Annotated in this window: 29 protein-coding genes and 1 pseudogene; 7 read left to right on the forward strand and 23 right to left on the reverse strand. The window is 32.3% G+C overall.

The window, feature by feature from the left end; translation table 11 throughout:
• Positions 1–19: 19 nt before the first annotated feature.
• The 5 genes from ER639_RS10155 to ER639_RS10175 all read right to left on the reverse strand — a co-directional run bounded on the left by ER639_RS10155 (position 20) and on the right by ER639_RS10175 (position 4,058).
• Complete coding sequence (locus tag ER639_RS10155; RefSeq protein WP_129065677.1) at positions 20–535, reverse strand: NAD(P)H-dependent oxidoreductase; 516 nt, start codon at positions 533–535, stop codon at positions 20–22.
• Positions 536–540: 5 nt separating this feature from the next.
• Positions 541–1,101 (reverse strand): DapH/DapD/GlmU-related protein, encoded by a 561-nt coding sequence (locus tag ER639_RS10160; RefSeq protein ID WP_205757712.1) that lies wholly within the window; start codon positions 1,099–1,101, stop codon positions 541–543.
• A gap of 221 nt (positions 1,102–1,322) precedes the next feature.
• The gene (locus ER639_RS10165; protein WP_129065679.1) at positions 1,323–1,724 is read right to left on the reverse strand and encodes a nuclear transport factor 2 family protein; all 402 of its coding nucleotides are present in this window, start codon (positions 1,722–1,724) and stop codon (positions 1,323–1,325) included.
• Between the two features lies 1 nt (position 1,725).
• The gene (locus ER639_RS10170) at positions 1,726–2,352 is read right to left on the reverse strand and encodes a DsbA family protein (protein ID WP_129065680.1); all 627 of its coding nucleotides are present in this window, start codon (positions 2,350–2,352) and stop codon (positions 1,726–1,728) included.
• A 125-nt stretch (positions 2,353–2,477) separates the two neighbouring features.
• Positions 2,478–4,058 carry an immunoglobulin-like domain-containing protein gene (locus ER639_RS10175; protein WP_129065681.1) on the reverse strand — a complete coding sequence of 527 codons (1,581 nt, stop codon included), beginning with the start codon at positions 4,056–4,058 and terminating at the stop codon, positions 2,478–2,480.
• A gap of 225 nt (positions 4,059–4,283) precedes the next feature.
• Here ER639_RS10175 and ER639_RS12315 point away from each other — a divergent pair, with 225 nt between their 5' ends.
• A complete protein-coding gene (locus ER639_RS12315) occupies positions 4,284–4,448 on the forward strand; it encodes a hypothetical protein (protein WP_164993422.1) in 165 nt (54 codons plus the stop codon).
• A gap of 105 nt (positions 4,449–4,553) precedes the next feature.
• Here the strand turns inward: ER639_RS12315 and ER639_RS10180 are convergent.
• The 4 genes and pseudogenes from ER639_RS10180 to ER639_RS10195 all read right to left on the reverse strand — a co-directional run.
• Positions 4,554–4,872 (reverse strand): annotated as a pseudogene (locus ER639_RS10180) (transposase); the annotation flags it as partial.
• 164 nt (positions 4,873–5,036) lie between these two features.
• On the reverse strand, positions 5,037–5,789 hold the full coding sequence (locus ER639_RS10185; protein ID WP_129065682.1) for a hypothetical protein: 753 nt from the start codon (positions 5,787–5,789) through the stop codon (positions 5,037–5,039).
• An 11-nt stretch (positions 5,790–5,800) separates the two neighbouring features.
• A complete protein-coding gene (locus ER639_RS10190; protein ID WP_129065683.1) occupies positions 5,801–6,391 on the reverse strand; it encodes a DUF4004 family protein in 591 nt (196 codons plus the stop codon).
• A 163-nt stretch (positions 6,392–6,554) separates the two neighbouring features.
• Positions 6,555–7,004, reverse strand: a complete 450-nt coding sequence (locus ER639_RS10195) for an ASCH domain-containing protein (protein WP_129065684.1) — start codon at positions 7,002–7,004, stop codon at positions 6,555–6,557.
• Positions 7,005–7,137: 133 nt separating this feature from the next.
• On the opposite strand from ER639_RS10195, the gene ER639_RS10200 reads away from it, so the two are divergent.
• From ER639_RS10200 to ER639_RS10210, 3 genes are read left to right on the forward strand one after another with little or no spacing between them, the layout of a single operon-like run.
• Positions 7,138–7,569 (forward strand): MarR family winged helix-turn-helix transcriptional regulator, encoded by a 432-nt coding sequence (locus ER639_RS10200; protein ID WP_129065685.1) that lies wholly within the window; start codon positions 7,138–7,140, stop codon positions 7,567–7,569.
• 14 nt (positions 7,570–7,583) lie between these two features.
• The gene (locus ER639_RS10205; RefSeq protein ID WP_129065686.1) at positions 7,584–8,339 is read left to right on the forward strand and encodes an SDR family NAD(P)-dependent oxidoreductase; all 756 of its coding nucleotides are present in this window, start codon (positions 7,584–7,586) and stop codon (positions 8,337–8,339) included.
• A gap of 10 nt (positions 8,340–8,349) precedes the next feature.
• A complete protein-coding gene (locus ER639_RS10210) occupies positions 8,350–9,087 on the forward strand; it encodes a glucose 1-dehydrogenase (RefSeq protein ID WP_129065687.1) in 738 nt (245 codons plus the stop codon).
• A gap of 87 nt (positions 9,088–9,174) precedes the next feature.
• Here the strand turns inward: ER639_RS10210 and isaB are convergent, their stop codons facing one another.
• Positions 9,175–9,810 carry an immunodominant staphylococcal antigen IsaB family protein gene (gene isaB / locus ER639_RS10215; protein WP_129065688.1) on the reverse strand — a complete coding sequence of 212 codons (636 nt, stop codon included), beginning with the start codon at positions 9,808–9,810 and terminating at the stop codon, positions 9,175–9,177.
• A 107-nt stretch (positions 9,811–9,917) separates the two neighbouring features.
• Positions 9,918–10,193: a GNAT family N-acetyltransferase gene (locus ER639_RS10220; protein WP_129065689.1), complete on the reverse strand. Its 276-nt coding sequence runs from the start codon at positions 10,191–10,193 to the stop codon at positions 9,918–9,920.
• A 211-nt stretch (positions 10,194–10,404) separates the two neighbouring features.
• Here ER639_RS10220 and fdhF point away from each other — a divergent pair, with 211 nt between their 5' ends.
• Positions 10,405–13,371, forward strand: a complete 2,967-nt coding sequence (fdhF, locus tag ER639_RS10225; protein ID WP_129065690.1) for a formate dehydrogenase subunit alpha — start codon at positions 10,405–10,407, stop codon at positions 13,369–13,371.
• Positions 13,371–14,060, forward strand: coding sequence for a helical membrane plugin domain-containing protein (locus tag ER639_RS10230; RefSeq protein ID WP_129065691.1), 690 nt, complete (start codon positions 13,371–13,373; stop codon positions 14,058–14,060). Before fdhF ends, ER639_RS10230 begins: the two co-directional genes overlap by 1 nt.
• Before the next feature lie 253 nt (positions 14,061–14,313).
• Here ER639_RS10230 and ER639_RS10235 read toward each other — a convergent pair whose 3' ends face one another.
• The 12 genes from ER639_RS10235 to ER639_RS10290 all read right to left on the reverse strand — a co-directional run bounded on the left by ER639_RS10235 (position 14,314) and on the right by ER639_RS10290 (position 22,761).
• Complete coding sequence (locus ER639_RS10235) at positions 14,314–15,486, reverse strand: MFS transporter (protein ID WP_129065692.1); 1,173 nt, start codon at positions 15,484–15,486, stop codon at positions 14,314–14,316.
• A gap of 243 nt (positions 15,487–15,729) precedes the next feature.
• Positions 15,730–16,119 carry a VOC family protein gene (locus ER639_RS10240; protein ID WP_129065693.1) on the reverse strand — a complete coding sequence of 130 codons (390 nt, stop codon included), beginning with the start codon at positions 16,117–16,119 and terminating at the stop codon, positions 15,730–15,732.
• Between the two features lie 108 nt (positions 16,120–16,227).
• Positions 16,228–16,614: a type II toxin-antitoxin system death-on-curing family toxin gene (locus tag ER639_RS10245; protein ID WP_129065694.1), complete on the reverse strand. Its 387-nt coding sequence runs from the start codon at positions 16,612–16,614 to the stop codon at positions 16,228–16,230.
• Complete coding sequence (locus ER639_RS10250; RefSeq protein ID WP_164993423.1) at positions 16,614–16,886, reverse strand: AbrB/MazE/SpoVT family DNA-binding domain-containing protein; 273 nt, start codon at positions 16,884–16,886, stop codon at positions 16,614–16,616. The genes ER639_RS10245 and ER639_RS10250 overlap by 1 nt, the downstream gene beginning before the upstream one ends.
• Before the next feature lie 348 nt (positions 16,887–17,234).
• On the reverse strand, positions 17,235–17,594 hold the full coding sequence (locus tag ER639_RS10255; protein WP_129065696.1) for a hypothetical protein: 360 nt from the start codon (positions 17,592–17,594) through the stop codon (positions 17,235–17,237).
• Positions 17,595–17,707: 113 nt separating this feature from the next.
• Positions 17,708–18,259 carry a GNAT family N-acetyltransferase gene (locus ER639_RS10260; RefSeq protein ID WP_164993424.1) on the reverse strand — a complete coding sequence of 184 codons (552 nt, stop codon included), beginning with the start codon at positions 18,257–18,259 and terminating at the stop codon, positions 17,708–17,710.
• A 22-nt stretch (positions 18,260–18,281) separates the two neighbouring features.
• The gene (locus tag ER639_RS10265) at positions 18,282–18,938 is read right to left on the reverse strand and encodes an HAD family hydrolase (protein WP_129065698.1); all 657 of its coding nucleotides are present in this window, start codon (positions 18,936–18,938) and stop codon (positions 18,282–18,284) included.
• A 61-nt stretch (positions 18,939–18,999) separates the two neighbouring features.
• Positions 19,000–19,452, reverse strand: coding sequence for a GNAT family N-acetyltransferase (locus ER639_RS10270; protein ID WP_129065699.1), 453 nt, complete (start codon positions 19,450–19,452; stop codon positions 19,000–19,002).
• Between the two features lie 67 nt (positions 19,453–19,519).
• The gene (locus ER639_RS10275) at positions 19,520–20,119 is read right to left on the reverse strand and encodes a class I SAM-dependent methyltransferase (RefSeq protein ID WP_129065700.1); all 600 of its coding nucleotides are present in this window, start codon (positions 20,117–20,119) and stop codon (positions 19,520–19,522) included.
• Between the two features lie 16 nt (positions 20,120–20,135).
• Positions 20,136–20,570: a hypothetical protein gene (locus ER639_RS12320; RefSeq protein ID WP_164993425.1), complete on the reverse strand. Its 435-nt coding sequence runs from the start codon at positions 20,568–20,570 to the stop codon at positions 20,136–20,138.
• 369 nt (positions 20,571–20,939) lie between these two features.
• On the reverse strand, positions 20,940–21,404 hold the full coding sequence (locus ER639_RS10285; protein ID WP_129065702.1) for an NUDIX hydrolase: 465 nt from the start codon (positions 21,402–21,404) through the stop codon (positions 20,940–20,942).
• Positions 21,405–21,567: 163 nt separating this feature from the next.
• Positions 21,568–22,761, reverse strand: coding sequence for a S41 family peptidase (locus ER639_RS10290; RefSeq protein ID WP_129065703.1), 1,194 nt, complete (start codon positions 22,759–22,761; stop codon positions 21,568–21,570).
• A gap of 269 nt (positions 22,762–23,030) precedes the next feature.
• On the opposite strand from ER639_RS10290, the gene ER639_RS10295 reads away from it, so the two are divergent.
• Positions 23,031–23,402, forward strand: a complete 372-nt coding sequence (locus ER639_RS10295; protein ID WP_129065704.1) for a VOC family protein — start codon at positions 23,031–23,033, stop codon at positions 23,400–23,402.
• Positions 23,403–23,544: the final 142 nt, after the last annotated feature.

Here is a 23,544-nt window from a genome sequence, read left to right on the forward strand (position 1 = left end):
AATTCAAGCGGTCTTATTTTCACTTCACAAACGTTATATAAACTTTGTTTCCTTCAATTAATTCTTCATCCGTTAAGTTATATGCTGTGCCATATTGCGCATAATATCCTAGATAGTTTGCACCTATATAATTAAAAGTTGCTTCAAATGGACTTAGTAAGGTTTCAAGCGTGAAATGATTTGATCCTTCTTCCGAATAATCCGCTTCATTTGACCCAACTGTCACACCAATACCAAACGATTTACCCTTTAACTTAGTTCCTTCTGGCCCATATGCATAATTGTACAGGAACACTTCATCAAGATACTGCTTTAATAATGGCGGACTACTATACCAGTAGAATGGGAATTGGAAGATAATCTTATCATAATTTAATAATCGTTCCTGTTCAGTTGCCACATTAATCTTTGATTCAGGGTATAACGCGTATAAATCAATGATATCAATATCTTCTTTCATCAAACTGTCCATCCATAATCGATTGACGCGTGAATGCTGCATATCCGGATGAACGATAATCACTAATGTCTTCATATGTATCACTCCTCAATTCTTTTAATCACTTTCGCAGGTGTTCCTGCAACAATCGTATTTGGCGGTACATCTTTTGTTACTGTTGAATCAGCTGCAACGATTGAATTCTCCCCAACTGTTACACCTGGTAATACCGTTACATTTGCACCTAACCATGCATTCTTCTTAATCAATACCTTTTTTACAACTAAACCACGACGCTTCGTTGGATCTACGATATGATTGACAGAAATAATTCTTGCTGACGGTCCAATGAGCACATTATCCTCAATTTCAATGCCACCTAAATCAACAAATGTTACATTCTTATTGATGAAGATATCTTTACCAAACTTAATATGACGGCCGTAATCAGTATAAAATGGTAATGAGACAACGACACTTTCATCGATTGACTGGCCTGTCATTTCGCCTAGTATTTTTAGTACTTCTGTATTCGTTTTATAGCCATCATTGATTTCAAATGATAATCTTTCGCTGTTGCCTTTATGTGTATGGATTTCATCATAAATCGGATCATCTTTCAATATTTCAATATTTTGAATACGTTCTAATAAACTCATCATGTTCACTCCTTTTATATTCATTTTACTATAGCCTTTGAAAAACCATTAAATAAAAGCACTATAATGTCTGATTCAATTCAGCATGCATTATAGCGCTTCATACAAGTTCTGTTATTTATATTTTCTCTTTATCTGTTCTCTTGTTAATAAATACCTCATTTCAAAAACTTGTTTGGAGTAAAAATATAAGTGCTAGCATTGAGCTGCGCTTATACTTAAATTTATTCCGTCATTGCCTCTAATACTTTTACGCTATCCGTTACTTGTCTAAATGATTGGATTTTCCCTGCATCATTGAAAGTATAATAATGAACAAAATCTGCTTCGAAATATTTATTTGTCTGTTTATATGTTCCACTATATTTTCCAAATACCATTACTTTTTCTTCATTAAACGTATAATCAATATCTTTTGCAGTAAATTGATCCCATTCTGTTCCTAAACGCATATGAACATTTTGTAGGATGTCTTCTTTTCCAACATACGTACCGCCATACGGAAAACCTTCACACTCAGTCCAAGTGATATCATCTGCCAAATATTCAAAGAAAGCATCTAACTTCCCTTTACCTACTAAACGATATGTTGCCTCAATAATACTTTGATATTGTTCTGATTTCATGTTATCCCTCTTTTAATAATATTTGATAATGCTGCTCTAAATCTTCAACTGTCGTCGCTTGCCCTCTAAAGTCAAAGTACTGACCATTTACTTCTGAAATCACTGTAGGATAACTTGTCACACCCATCGCTCTCGCTTGATTATAATCCGTTTGAGATAATGTATTTTCTTTTAACGCTTTCGTTAATTGCTGTACTAACAGTGTTGCATCTAATTGAAATTTAGATGCTAAATCTGTATAAGTACTCACTTCACTTAAACTTTTACCTTCTACAAAATATTGCTGCTGAATCTCAAATGCTAACTCAGACCATTGCGCTTGTGGAATTTGTTCACGCATTACTGCAAATGCATTTGCAGGACCGTCTGAATCTAAAACCGTCGTCCCTTCTTGGATTAATTGCAAATTCTTCTCTCCAAATGTTACAGGAAACATCGCAGCAATTTTTTGATTTCCTGATTCAAAATAACCATAAGTCCCGATCGGCTTACTATTCTCTCCAATAAACAAACCTCCTGAAATCACTTCAATATTTAACTCAGGATGTCTGTCATGAAATTGTTTAAAGACACTATTAAAGCCGTAACACCATCCACAATAAGCATCCCATATATATATTATCTTCATATTTATCCTTCTTTCTTTATTATTATCATTAATATACACCTATTTAGCTATAACACAAATAAATAAGAAAAAACCTTAACATTTAGACAGAATCTAAACGTTAAGGCTCATATTATCTATTATAATTATGCACTTACTAATACGTTTCTTGTAAGTGTATAACTATTACCCATCGCATCTGTTACTTTATATACTACTTGGTATGTGCCTGCAATTTTTGTGTTTACAGTATTTGATACAACAACGATTTTAGCAGTGATATTGCCATCTTCTGCATCTGTTGCTGTTACACCTGTTAATGCATTAAATGTAGCACCTAATTTTAAATTGTTTGATGCTGTGTTTGTAATTTTAGGTGGTGTATTTGCTAGAGTTGTTTGTGGAATTACTGTCACTGATCTGTTTAAAGTATAAGAACTACCTTTAGTATCCGTTACTTTATATACTACTTGATATGTGCCTGCAACTTTAGTATTCACATTATTAGATACAACAACAACTTTAGCAGTAATGTTTCCATCTTCTGTATCTACTGCTGTAATACCTGCTAATGGATTAAATACACTGTTTAACGTTAATGTATTAGATGAAGTATTCGTGATCTTCGGCGCATTATTCGCTGCAACTGGTGCACTTACTAATACGTTTCTTGTTAATGTTGATGAAACCCCTCTAGAATCCGTCACTTTATATACAACTTGATATGTGCCTGCAACTTGTGTATTTACGTTATTTGACACAACAACAATTTTAGCAGTGATATTACCATCTTCTGCATCCGTTGCTGATACACCTGTTAAAGGATTAAAAGTAGCACCTACTGTTAAATTGTTTGATGCTGAACTTGCAAATTTAGGCGCTGTATTCACACCGCTCACTAAGATGTTACGCGTAAAGTTTGCTTTATTTCCTTTAGAGTCTGTTACAGAATACACAACTTGGTATGTGCCTGCAACTTGTGTGTTCACATTATTTGATACGATAACGAGCTTTGGTGTAATTACCCCATCTTCTGTATCTGTTGCAGTTACGCCTGTTAACGGATTAAAGGTTGCACCTACTAATAAGTTATTTGAACCTGTGCTCACAATTTTAGGTGGATTATTCACTGCTGATACAGATACGTTGCGAATATATCTTGCAGTAGTGCCTTTGCTATCTTTTACTTCATATGTAACTTGGTAAGCACCTGCAACTTGTGTATTCACATTGTTAGATACGATAACAATTTTAGATGTTAAATCACCATCTTCAACATCTGTTGCAGTCACGCCTGTTAATGGGTTAAAGGCATTACCAACTGTTAACGCACTAGTTGCAGTAAATTTAAATACTGGTGCTGTATTTGCTACAACTGGTGCAGATACAACAATCGTTCTTGTTAATTTAAATGTATTATTATTTGAATCGGTTACTTGATATACCACTGTATAAGTTCCAGCAACTTTCGTATTCACATTATTTGATACGACAACTACTTTAGAAGTGATGTTACCATCTTCAGTGTCTGTTGCTGTAATGCCAGTTAACGGATTAAATGTTGAACCGTAAGCTAATGTATTTGTGGCTGTATTTGTAATTTTAGGAACATAAGAAGGTGCTGTTTCAGCTTGTGCATCATGGCTTAACGCCATTGATAGTCCCATTAATAGTGTTGTTGTGCTTAAGGCAAATTTTTGTATACTTGATTGATGTTTTTTATTCATTTTGTTCTCCCTTTGAACTTACAAGTTGTACTTACAAGTTATGTTTAATTCACTTAAGTATACTCGAGGAACCATAATACTACAAACATTTTATGTAGTGTACGTTTATTTATTTAAATAATTAATAGTTTTAACATCATAAAAATATTAATTTAGTTTAAAATTGTTTGTTTATCGCTATTGTGCTACATTTCAGTTGAAATGACATTTAAAGGAGAGAACATCATGAATTTCGACGACTTAAAAGCACAAGGCGAACAGTTAATTGCTGACCACAAAGATGAAGTGATTGAACAAGGTAAAGCATTTAATGAAGAACATAAAGACGAATACATCGAACAAGGTGAACAAATTTCCAGTGAGAAATTTGGATTTGGTCAAGAAAAATAAAATAACAATTACACACCCTATTCAAATGAATAGGGTGTGTAGATTGAAGACAAACTCATTTTCATTACATGAGTTTGTCTTTTTTAATGACTATATTCTCATTTATTCGAAAAGTGTATTATCACTGAACCTTCTAATATAATTCTTACCGAAGGTAGTGAAATGAGGAATCTTATCCTGAAAACTGTATCCAAGATACCAACGATAAGCAACATTTATTTCGATTTCTTTTATTGTTTGTCTCATTGATTTTATTCCGAATAATTTTTGTATTAATATTATTTTTTTCTAAAATCACAGGATCTATACTTGAACGACCATTATCAAGACAATATTTATCTTCGACTAGAGGATAAATAAAATTCAAATCCAATACTTTATCTACTTTTCTTAGCAAATGGTCTTGTGGCACTAAATCTAAAATCGCAACAACCTATAATTGATTTCTTTTATCTTCTGATTTACTCAACAAAATAATCACCCCAAATCATTATTAATATTATTGTATAAAAAAACTGAAGACTTCATCTCCGAAAGAGACTTTGTCTTCAGTCTGAAACCGGGATAGTTACCTATCCCTGTTCGTTTTTACCCTATTTTTATTTGCTCTTTTACTTTTGCATTTCCTTCTATTTCGATTGTTTCTGTGTATTCTACTCGATCAATGATACAATCATTTTTAATGACTACATGCTTTCCTCTAACAACTTCGCAAATTACACGTTCTAGACTAATATCGTCTCCTTCTATAACTTCGGAAATTAACTTCGCGTCTTCTGAAATTGAAATATGATTGCTTTTGTCACTAGTGTTGATAAATAGTTTTTTGAAGAAACTTGTTGTCTGATTCTCATGTACTGTAACATTTATCGTTTGTCCACCGATTTCTTCGATTGTTGATTTATTTCCTAATAATATATTAATTGTATCTGCATTTAATAATCCATCAATATTCACCTTACCTGAAGATACAAATGTTTCTACTTCTACATTTTCATCTACGCTTAAGATGCCTGTTATCGCAATTGTTTTACCCGTAATGCTTCCATCAACTGTAGTCATTCCAGTGACTTTACAATTTTCAACTTGTAAGTTTCCTTCTACATTTGTTTTACCTGTTGTATTAAATGCTTGGCAATTAAGATTACCTTCTACATCAAGCTTACCTTTAGTGTTTAATTCAGAAACTTTCATATCGCCTTCTACAGTCATTTTACCAAGTACATTCACTTCAACCGCTTCTAATTCCCCTTCAACATCACACATACCCATTACATTAATATTGTTATAAGTGCCACCTTCGATTGTTGACTTTGCTGTTACATTTAAATCTTTTGTCATGAAATTTCCCCCTATAATTGATTAATATGATTATAAATCTGTGCTTCCTCGAGTTGATATATTACTTTTGTATCTGGATTTTTAGCAATTATTTCTTTGGAAATCACAAATATGAATACCCCTTTATTTCTTAGGAAATATAATTTTGATGATTCACTTTGATTTTGATGATAGACTTGTGCACTTTCCAGAACTTCTTCTCTTGAAAAATATCCTGATTCTAATGTTAAGTGAATCATTGATAATGTTTTTGTTTCATTTAACGAAACAGTGTTACGTTTTTCAAATAAATTTTCTGCAATATCCCATACATACGATTTAAACTGTTCACTAGAATACTCCTTTTTATTCGGAGTGACGGATACATTACCTTCAAAAACATGTTGCAAATCATCTAGTGAATACTCGTCTTTCATTTTCTTAATCATCTCAATACGTTCAATTATCTTTTGCTTTGGAAAGAAAGCCTCTTGACCTGTATATGTTGACTTACGAATAAACCAGTCCTCTGGTATTAGCTTCTTACGCTTCCATCTGTACAACTGACCATAGCTAATGTCACAAGATTTAAGCAACTCTTTTTTAGAGATTAGTTCTTCCATCTCATCACCTCAACAATAATGTAACATAACACTGTTACGTTGTAAAATGAAAAGTAGTCTAAATATTAAAAAAAGCGATTGGAACTTAATAATATCGTTCCAATCGCTTTTTTAGTTAAATTTATGCGCCATTAAATGACTATTTTTAAGCATTCTTAAATATTTATCTCACTTTCACTACTTCAAATGTCTCACATACGAGTAAGTCATCTGTTGTGAATGTTAAATCATATTCTTTTACCAATTCACTAAAGAATGCTACATGTGCATTCCACCAATATGCGTATGTACCGTCACCTTCTCCTTCTGATAATGCGAATTCCTTGGTAACATCTTTCATTGGTACTATCTCTACTTTTCTGTTTTGTATCAATACGACAGGTTCGTCTTTACTATTGAGTACAATATCATATTGTCCTACTTCAGGTAGTGGATCGTTATCTATTTCATATAACTTATATAAAGAGCATGTCCCTCTTTTCTTCCCTTGTACTACCAAATCGGCTAATTCATCTGCATCTACACCGAATTGCCATGCACTTACTTTGACGTCTTCTTCTATACCGTTTGATTTTTTATATGCTTCAAAAAATTCCGTTGCTTGTTGATTCATTTTTACACCTTCTTTTTTATTTAATTATATCTTATTTGTATTCTTATTTTTGATGATATTGTTAGCGCTATCATTATGTTTTACTATTAAATAGTTTAGTGTTAAACTATTTAATAGTAAAGGAAGTGACTCTATGACTGAAACAAATTTTTTTCAGTTGATTCATAATGCAGATTTATTAAGTTATAAAACAATGTCGCTTTTTGTTAAGCAGTTTGATAAGCAATTAAATATTTCACAAGTGATTTTACTTGCTCATATTCATCATAATGGTGCGATGCAGCCTTCTGTACTCGCTCAAACGTTAGGTTATACGTATGGTGCGATTACTTCGATGACGAACAAACTCGTTACATCGGGTTATTTAACAAGAACTGCCGCTGAGCAAGATCGTAGAACGATTTTATTAAATATCACTGATTCTGGGGAACAGCTTTTAAACGAAGCTGAGGCTTTAGGGAAAGAAATTCGCAATCAAGTTTATGGTGTTTTATCTGAAGAGGAAATCACTCAGATGATTCACATTCAAAATAAACTATTAAATCATGTTGATAACATGGAGTAATTAGGAGGATGATTATGGAGAGATTAAAGGACAAAGTAGCGATTGTTACAGGGGGTGCTGGTGGTATTGGTTCGGCAATTGTTCGTGCTTATGCTAATGAAGGTGCGAAGGTTGCCATTGTTGATGTGAACAAGGATCAAGGTGAAGCTTTATCTCAATCACTTAATGCTGATGGTCATGATACGATCTTTATTCAGACGGATTTAACTAAGAAAGAACAACTTAAAATGTGTGTGGATAAAGTGGTTGAACATTATCATCAAATTGATGTTTTAGTGAATAATGCGCACGCTTCACGTTTGAAAGGCTTTCTTGAGATTACTGATGAAGATTTAGCATTATCAATGGATACTGGATTCTATGCAACATTTTATTTATGCCAGTTAGCAATTCCATACTTAAAAGAAACGCAAGGTAATATTATTAACTTTGGTTCAGGTGCAGCAATTAAAGGTGATGTGAATCAAGGTGCTTATGCTGTTTCTAAGGAAGCGATTCGTGGTTTAACGAGAGTCCTTGCGAATGAGTTTGGTAAAGATCATATTAATGTGAATATCATTTCACCAATTGCTTATTCTGATGGTGTTGATCAATGGCGTAAAGCAAATCCTGAGTATTACGAAAAGGTAGTTAACGGTATTCCATTACAAAAATTTGGTGATATTGATGAAGATATTGCCCCTGTTGCAGTCTTTTTAGCAAGTAAAGAATCTAAATACATCACTGGTCAAACGTTCATGGTTGATGGTGGTAGTATCAAGCTATATTAGGAGGATTATAATGGAGAGATTAAAAGATAAAGTTATTATCATTACAGGTGCAGCTCAAGGTATGGGTAAAGTGCATGCTGAGAAAATATTAGCAGAGGGTGCTAAAGTCGTTATTACGGATATCAATGAAGAACTTGGCCAAACTGTAGCAAAAGAATTAGGTGATCAAGTATTATTTATTAAGCAAGATGTTTCAAGTGAAGCTGATTGGAAGAACGTTGTAGAAACAACAATGTCAAAGTTCGGTCGTATTGATGTGCTTGTAAATAATGCAGGCATTACTTACAACAAAAAGATGAGTGATGTATCACTTGATGATTACATGAAAATCGTCAACATCAACCAAGTATCAGTATTCTTAGGTATGAAATACGTATCAGAGATTATGAAAGAACAAAAAAATGGTTCAATCATTAATATCTCATCTATGAACGGTTTAGTTGGTGGTGCGATTGGTTATACTGATACAAAATTCGCTGTTCGTGGTATGACAAAAGCTGCAGCACATGAACTTTCACCATTTAATATTAAAGTAAACTCTGTACACCCTGGTGTCATCCATACACCAATGCTTGAGCAACCTGGTGTAAAAGAAGCGGTAGAAAAGTTTAAAGAAACCATTCCAATGCGTCGCGTAGCACAAGCAGAAGAAGTATCAAATTTAATCATCTTCTTAGCAAGTGACGAAGCAAGTTATTCTACAGGTTCAGAATTTGTAATTGATGGTGGTATTACAGGTACTGTATAGTACATTATTTATTAGATACTCTTTTTAAATGAATTACGTACAACAACACCCCAAAGCGAAAGACTTTGGGGTGTTGTTGTACAGAAATTAGTATGTTGTTACTGCTGGGTTGATTTTGATTTTTGTTAAAAATCCTTTTTTATCAAATGAAGCAGTGTATGATGATGTTTTTGTTTTATACGTCACATTAGAAGCACCTGACTTTTTAGTCACGTCACTTAATAATGTATTTGATGCATGTGCTTTTAAGAAATCAGCTTTTTTGATGATGCCATGTTTCACTGGGAATGCCATTGACGTCACAACACCATTTGTTTTGTATACTTCTGTATCGTTTACGATAGATTTTTTAGGTTTAGATTGAATAACTTTATCTTTCGTAACTGTAACGTCGTTTAATTTGAAGTTACCATAGTTTAACGCTTGTACAAAGTATGAATCTAATGCAAAGTCTGCATTACGTGCTGTATATCCGTTATAGTTATAATATGGTTCAATTGTTTTAGTTGCAGGTTTAACTTTTGTCGCTTTTGTTTTTGTTGACTGTTTACCTACTTTAATCTTACCACCATCTACTTTTTCAGTTTTAATAACTGTTGTCACAACTGTTTTAGTTGTTGTAGTAGTCGTTACTGTATCTGCATGTGCAATGTTTAATCCTGTGAATAATAATGTTGTTAAAGTCCCTGTTGTAATTACATTTCTAATCATTTTATGTGTCATTTTGTATTCTCCTATTTCATTAAGTCATATTGACGGCTTAATATTAAACAGTTCTCATACCCCTGTCAACAAATACCAATTAATTTCAGCCTAAAGTCTTAGAGTGCTTATTTAACTAAAACATCATGATATTCTGGCGTAGCTTCAATTACTTTTCTCACATAAGAACATATAGGTACAATTTTTAAATCATGCGCTTTTGCATATTTCACCGCTTCATCAACGAGTTGTTTTGCGATACCTTGTCCTCTTAATTCTGGTGACACTACTGTATGGTCTATGCTAATCTCTTTATCCCCTGATTCAAAATAAGATAAAAATGCTTTTGGATGCTCTATTTCTCCAATGATAAATTGTTTGTCGATATGTTGAATTTCATTCATATTAAACGCCTCCTTTTTTTATATATTAACCTATTTTTATCGAGATAATCTTTTGATTAAATTTCCTTAGAGTAAAATATTAATATTAAAAATGTAAGCGATAACAATTATTTTTAATAAATCTATATACAACGTTTTCATTCTACATTTTTTCGTCGTATAATTAGATTGGGCATAAATTTTTAAAATTATTTAGAAATGGGGTTTTTGTATGAAGGAAGCTACATCAAATATGGTACACATTACTTTAAATGGTGTTCCTATGGATGTTCCTACACAAGTAAGCATTTTGGATTATTTACGATTCAAAGGCATTGATGTACCAGCTTTATGTTATCACCCAGATTTAGGTGCAATTGAAACGTGTGATGCTTGTATCGTTGAAGTTAACGGGGAGTTAGTTCGTTCTTGTAGTACTGAACTAAAAGACGGAGACGTTGTCAGAACAGGTTCTGAAGAAGCATTTAGAGCACAAATGATTGCGATGGACAGAATTTTAGCGAATCACGAATTATACTGTACAGTTTGTGATTTTAATAATGGTAATTGTACTGTCCATAACACAGTTAAAAATTTAAAAATTGATCATCAAGCAACTGCTCAATCACCTAAAGGTGCTGAGAAAAATATTGGTAAGTTCTATCGTTATGATCCAGATCAATGTATCCTTTGTGGACGTTGTGTCCAAGCTTGTCAAAACGTACAAGTAAACGAAACATTAATGATTGACTGGGAATTAGAACGTCCTCGCGTTATTTGGGACGGTAGTCGCACAACAAATATCGACGATTCTTCATGTGTAAACTGTGGTCACTGTTCAACAGTATGTCCATGTAATGCAATGATGGAAGTGGGTATGGTTGGCGAAGCTGGTTTCTTAACAGGTATGTTAAAGAGCGCATTCCGTCCAGCTGTAGAAGTTACAAAAGCAGTTGAAACAGGTTATACACCATTAATGGCGATTTCTGATGTAGAAGCAGAAATGCGTAAAGATAGAATTAAGAAAACAAAAACAGTATGTACATACTGTGGTGTTGGATGTTCATTTGAAGTATGGACAAAAGACCGTGAAATCTTAAAAGTAGAGCCATCACCAGAAAGTCCAGCTAACCAAATTTCTACATGTGTGAAAGGTAAATTCGGTTGGGATTTCGTTAACTCTGGCGAACGTTTAACAAAACCTTTAATTCGTGAAGCAGATGGCTTTAGAGAAGCAACTTGGGAAGAAGCGCTTAACTTAATCGCTAGCAAATTCAAAGAAATAATTAATAAAGATCCTGAACGTTTAGCGTTTATTACTTCTTCAAAATGTACAAACGAAGAATCATACTTAATGCAAAAATTAGCACGTCAAGTTGTTGGTACAAACAACGTTGATAACTGTTCACGTTATTGCCAATCACCTGCAACAATGGGTCTATGGAGAACAGTTGGTTACGGTGGTGACTCTGGTTCAATCACAGACATCGGTTCTGCCGGTTTAATCATCGGTTTAGGTACGAACACTGCAGAAGCACATCCAGTTATTGCAACACGTGTTAAGAGTGCACAAAAATTACGTGGTTCTAAATTATTAGTAGTCGATATCCGTAAACATGAATTAGCAGAACGTGCAGATATGTTTGTACGCCCTAACCCTGGTAGTGACTTAGTATGGTTAAACGCTGTAACAAAATACATCATCGATAATAACTGGCAAGATCAAGCATTCATCGATAAACATGTAAACAACTACAATGAACTTGTGAAGAGCCTTGAAAAATACACAATTGACTATGCAGCTGAACATACTGGTCTTTCAAAAGAAGAAATCATTAAGATTGCTGAAATGATTCATGAAGCAAAATCAACAGTCGTAATGTGGGCGATGGGTGTTACTCAACAACGTGGTGGTAGTGATACATCAACAGCGATTTCAAACATGTTATTAGTAACAGGTAACTACATGAAACCTGGTGCGGGTTCTTACCCATTACGTGGACACAACAACGTACAAGGTGCATCAGATATGGGTAGTATGCCAACACACTTACCTGGTTACCAAAAAATCACTGATAAAGCGGCACTTGAGAAATTCAGTAAAGCTTGGGGCGTAGAAATGAACCCTAAAGTAGGACAAAACAATCACCAAATGGTTGATGCTATGCATGCTGGTGAATTAGATGTCCTTTACTTAAAAGGTGAAGATATGGGTATCGTTGACTCTAACGTAAACTATGTACGTGAAGGATTTGAAAAATTAAAATTCTTCGTTGTTCAAGATATCTTCTTCTCTAAAACAGCAGAATATGCAGATGTTATCTTACCTGCATCACCAAGTTTCGAAAAAGAAGGTACATTCTCAAATACTGAACGTCGTATCCAACGCTTATATCAAGTAATGGAACCGTTAGAAGGTACAAAACCAGACTGGAGAATTATCCAAGAAATCGCACAACATTTAGGTGCTGATTGGCATTATAGCCACCCTAGCGAAATCATGGATGAAATTGCATCATTAACACCAATTTATTCAGGTGTAACATATGATCGATTAGAAGGATTCAACAGCTTACAATGGCCAGTTCATGAAGACGGCACAGATTCACCATTATTATTTACAGATGGCTTCCCATTTGAAGATAAAAAAGCCAACTTCTATCCAGTAGATTGGACAGAACCAACACAGTACGAAGCACAATATGATATTCATGTGAATAATGGACGTTTATTAGAACACTTCCATGAAGGTAATATGACATATCAAGTTAAAGGACTTGCAATGGAAACACCAGAAGCATTCTTAGAAATTTCTCAAGAATTAGCTGATGAACGTGGTATTGAAACAGGTAACTTAATCCGTTTACAATCACCATACGGTAAAGTCGATGTAAGAGCACTTGTTACTGACCGCGTATTTGGTAAAGAAGTATACTTACCAATGAACGACAATGGTGACGCTGCAATCAACTTATTATCAAGCTCTATCGCAGATAAAGATACACATACACCAGCATATAAAGAAACAAAAGCCAAATTGATCATCTTAGATAAGAGCAAAAAATCACCGTTACCAGAAAATAACTTCCGTTTCGGTAACCGAGTACCACAAATGGGCGTGAATGTTCAAGGTAAATGGAACAGAGAAGATTATGTATTCCCTGGAGATATCGTAAAATCTAAAAGAGGTGAAAAATAATGGCGCAACCAACAAGAGTAATTAAACCGATGGAAGTTGACCAAGAAGCTGTACGAGCTAAGGAATTGCGTGAATTAGAAGATCAACTCATTAAACATAAAGATACGTTAAATAAACTATTCCGCTTATTAGAACAGTTAGATGAGCACGAAGCACTAAATGTTGCCAATGCAGCATTATCGCAAAGTGACCCAATCTTAACACGTGTCTTAAAAGCGGTAAATGAAACAGAAACAGACCAAGCCATTCGTAACGCATTGTTACTTGTTCAAGGCTTAGGAAAATTCAATTTCAGTGATATCGAACCAATGATTTTAAAATTCAATAAAGGTTTAAAATTATCAACAGAGTACAATCAAAGTAAACCACTTGGTTGGTTAGGCTTATTGAATGTATTAACGAATAAAGATTTCGTTGAAGGATCAATCGTATTGACGAAATTCGTTAAAGGATTCGGTACATCATTCGATCAATTGAAGAAAGAACAAGGTGTAGTTGACCCTGTTCATACAGATAAAGGTGAAGTAAAAGATGTACATCACGTAGAAACACCAAGTAAAGTTGCGCGTGATGAAGCAAATCAGCAATACTTCACACAAAAAGAAATCACACAGACAAGCCCAGCATTATTAGGCATCGTAGCAGGTGCAGCAGCATTAGGTGTAGGCGCATTGTTGATGAGAAAATAGTCAGTAAATAATAATAACCCTCAAATCGATTACAATCGATTTGAGGGTTATATGTTTCTATATCAAGATTTACAAGGCTGTTTGTAGTAATTGCTTATAATAATCAATAAATTGAATATAAGATTTAACACTCACATATTCATTTGTTTGAAAAACTAGATTACCTTCACTTGTAAGTTCATTACAAAGCGATGAACCGGTGTAGCGATAAAATATTGATGAGAAAATAGTACGTAACAGCCTACGATTGAAACTACATAGTTTTAAGAATCACCTTACGCATCAAATAAATACAAACTAAATAAATAATGCCTGATGTAAAGTAAACATATTGAATCGGAACAAGTTCCGCATATAGTCCAATAAATAAAACTGATAATAAATAACCAAACTCAATAATTGTAGATTTAAACGCACTTATGATTGTAATCTGTTCTTCAGGAATAGTTGATATAATCAAGCTTTCTTGTAATATATCTTTACTTTGAAAGACAATCCCCATCACTAAAATTAATATCACAGAAATAATAGGATTTATATTAAAACTATATAATACAACACTTATAATATATATACACATGCATACCAAAATAACCATTTTGCTTTGTCCAATTTTCTGATATTTATAAATCAGCATTGCCCCTAAAAGTGTACCGCAAAAATAAGAAGCATTCATATACCCCCACCAACGTTCATCCACATTTAAATATTCTGTAATAAACGCAAGTTGAATTGCACCTATCCATATCGTTGAAATTAATGCTTCAATAAATTCAATTATAGTTAATTCTTTTAATAAAGGTATGTTAAACAGTATACGATATCCTTCTACAATACTTTTCTTATTTTTATGTGCTTTCTTAATAACGTGGTGTTTATCATTATGAATCCACAGCAAATTAATTACACCAATAAAATAAATACATAAACCTACAAACATTGCTATAAAAATATTCGTTTCTGCAAGAAGCCAACCAGCTATGATATAACCACTAAACATAATTGCTTGATCAAATGTTGATATACCTGCAACAGCTTTAGAAACTAAATCCTTATTTAGCGATAACTTAATTAATGTATTTTTTAAAGGATAAAACATACCATTCAAAAATGAAATGAGCGTTGTAATGATAAATAAAAAAGGAATAAATTTAATAAACATAATAAAAAACAACATAAATAAAAAAAATATTTGAACACTTGTATTAATAATCAACACACTCTTAATGCTCCATCGCATTGTCATATCCTGTATAAAAAATTTGCTAATTATCTTTGAAACTAAATTAAGAAAAGTGATAAGACTTGCATAAAATGTGGAGCCAGTATTGTTGTACACAAAGAATGTTACTGTAACATTATAAAAAATAAATCCTGCACTATAACATAATTGTGCAATTAAAATATTATAATATATACGTGGCATCGCATCCTCCAAAATTCTTAATATAATATCGTTACCAATAATTATATTATTTAGAATTTTTCTACAAATTAATATAGGTCAATTGGAGGATTTTTAACATCCAGAATTATATGTGCATTATTCTGTTCTCAAATGACTAATATATTAAATTAATCATACCTCGTTGCAGCATTAGGTGTAGATGCATTATTGATAAGAAACTAAAATTTCAAGGGGTTTCTTAATATTAATTTATAATCCTATTTATTCTTCCTCGCAGAAAACAATTTCTAATTTTATTCTATCAGGATCTTCAAAATATAATGCATAATGGCTTTCTCCACCTGCATAAGGATATTTTTCATCATATAAGAGATTTACATTCTCTTCCATCAGAATATCTCTTATTTCGTCTATTTTTCTTTTACTACTACATTTAAATGCTAAATGATTCAGACCAATATTACAACGATTATATCCGTTATCAATATACTTATCTCTAACCTGAACAAATACAATATAGAATCCATTCTTCTTATAAGAAAAACCTAATTCCCAATTTTGATAAAGTTCATAGTTTAATACTTCTAATAATTTAGAATAAAATGCTCTAGTTACCTCTAAATTTTTAACATAAATTTCAATGTGATGCATTTTTCATCTCCTCTCATATACATTTATAAAACTAAAGTCGATATTGTTTTTATAGAAAAACTACTACTTTAGAGTCTGGAACATATCATAAATGTTCCAGACTCTATTTTAATTTTCTATAAATCGTGCAATCCATTTAGCAATCTCTTTTTCCTCTAATTTGTCTGTTGCTATTTTGACAGTGAATTCAACAGCCTCCATTTGATCAACAACGAGTCTTTTTCCATTTTTCCTTAAAAAAACATTCAATGCCATGAAAGCCGTTCTTTTATTTCCATTATAAAAAATATGTTTCATCACAATATTTCTATACAAATTAGCAGCTTTTAATTCCAAAGTAGGATACAATTCCATACCAAATACATCTTGTTTCTGGGATTCTACTGTCATGTGTAAAGCAGTTGGTTCTTTTACACCAATTTGTTCTTTTGGCGAATACTTTTTTATCAAAAACGTGTTCAAAATAATAATGTCTTTTTCCGTTAAATATTCCATTAACGATCAACCAACTTTTCAAATGTAGTATGATATTCATTTGAGATTTCATTAGCAAGTTCTAAAATATCCATATCAGTATATGGCTTCTTCACTAACTCCACACGATCTTCATTCACATCAAACATTAATACATCTCCTGTTGTCACATTAAAATGATTCAATACTTCTTTTGGAACTGTAATTACAACTGAGTTTCCTGATTTCCATAACTTTTGTTCTTTAATAAAGCTGTGTCCATCTTTCGTTGGTTCATATTCAAATTTTGACATTATCACACCTCCTAACATAGTTACATTATACACCGAAATACATCTTATGTACGTACATAATACATCGTTACAAAATACAAAAATACGACACCATACGATGTCGCATTACGCTACTTCCTTTTGAAACGTGCTTCAATTTTATACCATAAAACAAAAAGTATCATCCAAACAAAATAACTTTGAGTGAAGGTTACGAAATACCAAAATAAAGGCAACCTTTTTAACGTATCATTCGTAAAAAACAAATATACAATAATTACTAAACCAGGGTAGTATATAAAATGTTTTATCGTTATTTTCTCTTTATTATTCAAGAAAAAAACTCCTATCACTAGAAGTTTGACTAGTTTAACTAAATCGCTTACCAAGTTTACATATCAACCATGCAACTGCATATTGAAAAATGTAAAACAGTACTGAAAAAAGAACTAATGTACCGATTGGCCCAAACGGCTTAAAATAGAAGCCCACTTCGCTCTCTGGAAGTAATACCATTACTAATATTAAAGAAACAACAAATGAAACAACATTCCCTAACAATATCCACTTTGGAGCACCGTACCACATAAAATGCGTTGCTAACGCCAATGCGAAGACCATTAATAATAAACCTATCAAAAACTTCCCATGCCAATCTGCAAACATTTCTATGAATACAAATGGAATCAAATAAAGCATAAACACAAACTTATCAATCGTACGTTTCATAAACGGCCTCCTAAAGATATTTGTAACCATCGTAACATACATATTCAAAAATGAACCTTAATCTCACCTTAAAATGACTTTTCTAAAAAATAAAAACTATGTGCAATTTATACTCATAGTTTCTTCACATATCCTCTGCATTCATATATTCTATCAACATTCTTTTTATCAAATTCATCAATACTTATTGCATGCCCATACATAAATATTGGTTTTATATCAGAGTAATCTGGTTTTACACCATTTGAAATAAAAACGTGATAGTATTTGTTAAATTGTTCGAATCCATTTTTATGATAGAATTGATTACTACCTTTATCTTCACGCGTCCAAACTTCTAAATATTCGACATGTAATAATCTTAATTTTTCTTCTACTGCATTTAAAAGCTGTTTTCCGATACCCCTCTTTTGGTAATCCGGATGAATTGCAATCGTTTCTAACATCGCACCTTTTAAATCTCTATTATAACTACAATAAGGCTCACTGATTTCAACATCGATTAAACCTACAACCATATTGCCATCTAAACAGATCAGTTCGATTCCATTTACAGCTGGTTTATTTTGAATAACATCATCATAATACTGAGTATAAAGAAAAGACAACGTTCTACACCTTACCCATGAATCTTCATACAGCTTTGTATATTCAACAATTTTCATATTTACTCCTAATTGGTTACTTTTAATATTCATTTATAAAATTTTTAATCTCCAATAAAGTGCTTATTCTATTTTCGAAATCTAAATGTTTTTGATATTGATCAAATAATATTCCTTTCATTCCAACTTTCATTGATCCGATTACATCATTGTGTAAATGATCTCCAACAAAAAGTGAGTTGGAAGGGCTAACATTTAATTGATTTAGTGCTGTATAGAAGATATTAGCATCTGGTTTTTTTATACCAATTTCTTCTGAAACTAATATGCTCCGAAAATACTTTTCTATCCCTAATGCTTTAATATTATTTTTCTGAAAATCAGTTCTTCCATTAGTTATAATACCTAATTTAATCCCTTTGCTCGATATTTCATCTAATGTTTCAATAAGATGGTCCATTGGAACTACAGATTTATGGAAATTTAGTATATAGTCCTCTAACAATAGCATCTTACTCAAATTTATTAGTCTAAACTCCTTAATTAGTGACTCATAAACCTCATCTTTCCAAGTATAACCATTGTCATCTAGCTCAATGAATCGATTTTTATATTTTTGGAAATCAATATTAAATTTTGGTTCAATTAATATTTTGTACTGACTTTCAATGAAACTTTCCAAAGATTTTCGCCTATTCAGCAAAGTTTCATCTAAATCAAATAATATTGCATCAATCATAAAATAATCCCCTTATAAAATCACAATTCCCATATTATTATCTCTTTCTACAGAAGTTAATTTATATCTCAATAATATATTCCATAAGGGGTAATTTACGATTTTCGAATACAGTCGATTCTATTTCCCCTATTATAGATGCACCCATTTTTAAATAAAATTTAGTTGCATAAGGTTCACTATCCAGTCTAAATTTATCAATTTTTTCTTCTTTTAATTGCTTAATTAAATCATTCCACAGTGTATTTCCAATTCCTTTTCCAATATAATCTGGATGAATAAACAAGGCATCTAGCTTGTTAGTACTTAATGTAAATCCATAAAAACCGATAATAATCCCTTCAATATTTTCAACACACCTTACAATGTTTTTTTGAATATAACTTGGTGTGACAGTCAAATCTTGAATGCATTTTTCAATAAACTCTTCAGAATAGTTCCAGTAAGATTTTGATTTTATAGCTATACTTGTTAATTTATTTGCATCATTACCAACACAGTTTCTTATTTTCATAACCAGACTCCTAAATTTAATTAGAATCACATAGCACATATTTTATAAAAATGTTCTAAACCTACACCTATAACTTCGCTATAACCCCTTGAACGACTCTACACTTGCCATTATGTTTATCTCCTTCATAACGGATGACCTCACGTTCTGCGAGATCAATGATTGATACGTCATTTCCTAGGCAATAATTTTTCACCGCTTCTACATCATAAAGCATTGCAACATCTTTCGGTCCACCTGTGCCATAGTCTATTTGTGCTTTAGCGTATACTTCAAACACGATACGACCACCTGGTTTTACCGATTGAATCAAGTTATTAAACAAAGTCTCTTGATCCTCTTCTACTACATGCCCGAATATCATAACAGCTGCATCAAATTGTTGTCGTTCAACCGCTTCTACTTTCGTTAAATCTTTCAAAACAGTCGCCACTTTTACACCATATTTCTCAGCAAGTAATTCAGTTTTCTTTAATCCTTCCACAGCGTAATCATATGCTGTCACATCATAACCAAGACGTGCCAAGTATACAGCATTACGGCCCTCTCCTTCAGCAAAGCAACCAATCTTACCACTGCCACTTTCAAACTGTTCTTTCACAAATTCATTCGCTTCTTCGCCATACAAATAACCATCTGCTTTAAACTTCTTATCCCAATGATTCATAAAATGCCCCTTTGCTTTATTTTTTGTTTGCATCTTTTAACTGAACTTCATAAATAACACCATAAATAGCATCAACAATTAATGCTGCGAATAACACGGTGCATAATAAGGCTAACAGTAATCCAAATAATGCCTCTAACAATCCCATATATAAAAAATAGCATGCTAGCATAACTAAAATTACACACGCTAAAATACTGAAATGACGATTGATGTGAAATCCATCTTTCTTCTCATATACCCTTTTCGAACAATTATTTTTCACATATATACGCCAAAAATAAATCATCGAAATGACAAAGATGAAACTCATCATACCCACAAACATCACTAAATGCTTATTTTGAAATGATAAATAAGTTTCACTACGAAATCCTGAAAGAAACATCAAAAGTGCCATAAAATCAATTGAGAATAAAATCATCATCACTTGCATTGTAACAAGCACCATCGACAAAACTCGATAACGTTGGTTGATTGTTTTCATATAATGATATGCAAGACATAACATACAAAAAATAATATTAACGATAAACACAGACTTCATTACTGCATTATCAAAATATGCGTTTATAATAACCAAGTAAATCAAACTGAATATTAAATTAATCCAAGCAATACCCAAATTACGAATATCGGAAGGCCCAGCTAGGAAGCTGATGTAATATCGATTGTTTCGAATCAACTTATTCACTTCTCCTTTTATATTAAAAATTAAAAGTCACGACCTGATTACTTGCAATAGACCCAGCTATAGATTTCCTAACAACACCTTGTATAGTGCTATTGCAATCTTTTTCTTATAAGTTGATTTCTTTCATTAATATATATTTACTTCTTTATTTCCATTAACCCAATCACTAACAAATTCTTTGTGTGGTGGGTTGATAACGATATCTTTCATCTCTTCACGAGATACAAATTTCAATTGTCTAGACTCATCAGATATCGTCAATTCACCACTAAATTGGTTGGTATAAAAAATAATAGAAACTGAATAAACTTCATCACCATTAGGATATGTCACAATATAGTTTTCACCAGAATAAATACCAAACAAATCTACCTGTTTTGGAATTAAACCTGTCTCTTCTGTTACTTCTCGTATTGCAGCATCTTTTACCTTTTCTCCGATTTCAATCAATCCGCCTGGGATTCCCCATAGTCCGTTATCCACTCTTTGCTCTAATAGAATCTTTTCATTTTGTTCAATAATTACTCCTGCACCAATCACAATTAAACAATCATGGCCAACACGTTGTCTCATCCTTTGTATATAATTCATAATCCACCTACAATTTAATAATTAATATTTTTAAGATTATACTTGAAGTGTGAAATTTTTATCTTAATTCCTTATATTAAATTTTCTAGAAGTATCAATTACATAAATAACCTATACTTAATGCATCACTTATACACACTAGTTATTATATTTTAGTACACAATCATAAACCTAACATTGCTTTAGCCTTCTCCATTAATACGTCTCTTTTTAAGTCTTCAGTAGTCCATTGAACTTCTATATCTGGTTTAATGCCCACTAGTGCCATTGACTCCCCAAAATCCAAACCGTTATATCTTGAATACGGATTTAACAAATCAAATTGCTCATTTAAATATAAATAACCACAATTCGCATAATCGTTCATACCTTTAGTTGCGCGTCCAATTACAGTTACAAATGGACTTTCTTTAACGGTCGACACAAAGTTATCTCCAGAACTTCCACATCTTTCATTTGCCAATACGATGACTTGAATATCTTTTGCAATACCATCCAATACAATTGGGTCATTATCATCACTAAATCTCACAAGCCCTTCACCATAGTGCGCTTTCATTCTATCACGATATGCTTTGAACGCTTCTTTTGTTTCCCCTTCATCCATGACCGCTAAATCTTTATCTACTTTTTGTATCATTTGCTCACAATATTTCTTTGTATAGTTAAACGTTAAGCCGTATGGATAATCAATCTTATAGTTTGGTGGAAAGATATATTCTAGTAAAGGAAAATAGGCAAAATCACTGCCACCACGGTTATCTCTAGCATCTATAATAAATTTTTTTGATGTTTTTAATAAATCATGGTTTTCTTTAATTAATTCATGCAGCGCATTCACATTTCTAAAATCCGGAAGCCTAATGAAACAATAGTCATTTCGGTCCTCTATAATATAATCTTGATCATATAGTTCTTTCTCTGTGTCTATAAATACTGTCTTTTCTTCCCCAGATTTCAAAGTGACTGTCTTATATTTACGAAATACATTATGCCATTCATATCTTTCCGGTCTAGGATCAAACAACAAATGGGGATCCCGTTTAATAATTTCTGAAATTGTATATGCTCCAACTTTAATAATTTCAGCTCCATTACTGATTTCCGGATGAATTGATTTCTCCACAAATAATCGATTATCAATATTTTTACATAAAATAGACACCTTTGTTTTATTGAGTTTATCAATTACTCTTAAATGTGGATCATGTAACTTGTTCAGCTGAGCCGTTACATCTATAAAAAAATCTTCAACATTACTAAAATCCAATTGATTTATAATATCTTTCTTATCCTCATAAGCAACATACTCTTCTTTTAAATACTGCTCCAAAAGTTTCAATTCCTCTGTAAACATCTCATATCCCCCTTAATGATAAAACGTTTAAAATACAGAATATTCAAATATTAGTATACTATATAATCTTAAATTATTTTTAAATTAAAAAATAGGTCTCTAAAAATATTTTGGATTGGATTCTTTACCAGAGTTGTTTCAATAAAGTTCAAATCATTGTTTCCCTCACTACTTTAATAGCTAATTCCAAATACATCGATTACAATATAAACGTAATATCAATAACTGCTAGGACTAAGTATAGTTTTAGCATTTCAGGAGATGAATTTATGGATAAATTAAATCAAGTTATGATTTATGTTGATGATTTAGAAAGTGCGGTAAAATTTTGGACTGAAACGTTAGAGTTTGTGATCGTTCAAGAAATGGAGTTACCTGAGAATTATAAAGCATTTGAAATCGCGCCTAATGTGAATGTTGAAACGTCTCTTACTTTATTTGATAAAGCATTCATTAAGAAGTACAGCCCAGAAGTAACACTTGGCACACCTTCTTTAATGTTTAAAGCATCTAACTTTGATGCATTATATGAGAAACTTAAAGCATTAAACTTAACAGGTCACGATATTGTAGATATGGGTGGCGTACGTGTATTTAACTTCCAAGATGGTCAAGGAAATTTCTTTGCTGTAAGCGAATAAAACAAAAGCCGACTGTGAAGTGCACCCCTAAAGTTGAACCTTAAAATTCAACTTTAGGGGTGTTTATTTTGAATAAAAAGCATGAACTTGATTTTAAATTAAGACTTATTAAAGAATATAAAGATGGAAATAATGGCTATGA

Origin of the sequence: Macrococcus sp. DPC7161 (assembly GCF_004117835.1) — a bacterium.
Taxonomy (GTDB): Bacteria; Bacillota; Bacilli; order Staphylococcales; family Staphylococcaceae; genus SDSC01.

Bases quoted from the DNA above. Each gene is read 5' to 3' on its own strand.
- ER639_RS10185 (WP_129065682.1), bottom strand. From the start codon at position 5,789: ATGACAAAAGATTTAAATGTAACAGCAAAGTCAACAATCGAAGGTGGC.
- ER639_RS10235 (WP_129065692.1), bottom strand. From the start codon at position 15,486: ATGCCACGTATATATTATAATATTTTAATTGCACAATTATGTTATAGT.
- ER639_RS12320 (WP_164993425.1), bottom strand. From the start codon at position 20,570: ATGGTGCTTGTTACAATGCAAGTGATGATGATTTTATTCTCAATTGAT.
- isaB (WP_129065688.1), bottom strand. From the start codon at position 9,810: ATGACACATAAAATGATTAGAAATGTAATTACAACAGGGACTTTAACA.
- ER639_RS10260 (WP_164993424.1), bottom strand. From the start codon at position 18,259: ATGAAAATTGTTGAATATACAAAGCTGTATGAAGATTCATGGGTAAGG.
- ER639_RS10245 (WP_129065694.1), bottom strand. From the start codon at position 16,614: ATGGAATATTTAACGGAAAAAGACATTATTATTTTGAACACGTTTTTG.
- ER639_RS10210 (WP_129065687.1), top strand. From the start codon at position 8,350: ATGGAGAGATTAAAAGATAAAGTTATTATCATTACAGGTGCAGCTCAA.
- ER639_RS10160 (WP_205757712.1), bottom strand. From the start codon at position 1,101: ATGATGAGTTTATTAGAACGTATTCAAAATATTGAAATATTGAAAGAT.
- ER639_RS10275 (WP_129065700.1), bottom strand. From the start codon at position 20,119: ATGAATCATTGGGATAAGAAGTTTAAAGCAGATGGTTATTTGTATGGC.
- ER639_RS10200 (WP_129065685.1), top strand. From the start codon at position 7,138: ATGACTGAAACAAATTTTTTTCAGTTGATTCATAATGCAGATTTATTA.
- ER639_RS10255 (WP_129065696.1), bottom strand. From the start codon at position 17,594: ATGAAACGTACGATTGATAAGTTTGTGTTTATGCTTTATTTGATTCCA.
- ER639_RS10230 (WP_129065691.1), top strand. From the start codon at position 13,371: ATGGCGCAACCAACAAGAGTAATTAAACCGATGGAAGTTGACCAAGAA.
- ER639_RS10290 (WP_129065703.1), bottom strand. From the start codon at position 22,761: ATGTTTACAGAGGAATTGAAACTTTTGGAGCAGTATTTAAAAGAAGAG.
- ER639_RS10165 (WP_129065679.1), bottom strand. From the start codon at position 1,724: ATGAAATCAGAACAATATCAAAGTATTATTGAGGCAACATATCGTTTA.
- ER639_RS10155 (WP_129065677.1), bottom strand. From the start codon at position 535: ATGAAGACATTAGTGATTATCGTTCATCCGGATATGCAGCATTCACGC.
- ER639_RS10175 (WP_129065681.1), bottom strand. From the start codon at position 4,058: ATGAATAAAAAACATCAATCAAGTATACAAAAATTTGCCTTAAGCACA.
- ER639_RS10190 (WP_129065683.1), bottom strand. From the start codon at position 6,391: ATGGAAGAACTAATCTCTAAAAAAGAGTTGCTTAAATCTTGTGACATT.
- ER639_RS10270 (WP_129065699.1), bottom strand. From the start codon at position 19,452: ATGAAAATAAGAAACTGTGTTGGTAATGATGCAAATAAATTAACAAGT.
- ER639_RS10195 (WP_129065684.1), bottom strand. From the start codon at position 7,004: ATGAATCAACAAGCAACGGAATTTTTTGAAGCATATAAAAAATCAAAC.
- fdhF (WP_129065690.1), top strand. From the start codon at position 10,405: ATGAAGGAAGCTACATCAAATATGGTACACATTACTTTAAATGGTGTT.
- ER639_RS10250 (WP_164993423.1), bottom strand. From the start codon at position 16,886: ATGTCAAAATTTGAATATGAACCAACGAAAGATGGACACAGCTTTATT.
- ER639_RS10295 (WP_129065704.1), top strand. From the start codon at position 23,031: ATGGATAAATTAAATCAAGTTATGATTTATGTTGATGATTTAGAAAGT.
- ER639_RS10240 (WP_129065693.1), bottom strand. From the start codon at position 16,119: ATGCATCACATTGAAATTTATGTTAAAAATTTAGAGGTAACTAGAGCA.
- ER639_RS10265 (WP_129065698.1), bottom strand. From the start codon at position 18,938: ATGATTGATGCAATATTATTTGATTTAGATGAAACTTTGCTGAATAGG.
- ER639_RS10205 (WP_129065686.1), top strand. From the start codon at position 7,584: ATGGAGAGATTAAAGGACAAAGTAGCGATTGTTACAGGGGGTGCTGGT.
- ER639_RS10285 (WP_129065702.1), bottom strand. From the start codon at position 21,404: ATGAATTATATACAAAGGATGAGACAACGTGTTGGCCATGATTGTTTA.
- ER639_RS10170 (WP_129065680.1), bottom strand. From the start codon at position 2,352: ATGAAGATAATATATATATGGGATGCTTATTGTGGATGGTGTTACGGC.
- ER639_RS10220 (WP_129065689.1), bottom strand. From the start codon at position 10,193: ATGAATGAAATTCAACATATCGACAAACAATTTATCATTGGAGAAATA.
- ER639_RS12315 (WP_164993422.1), top strand. From the start codon at position 4,284: ATGAATTTCGACGACTTAAAAGCACAAGGCGAACAGTTAATTGCTGAC.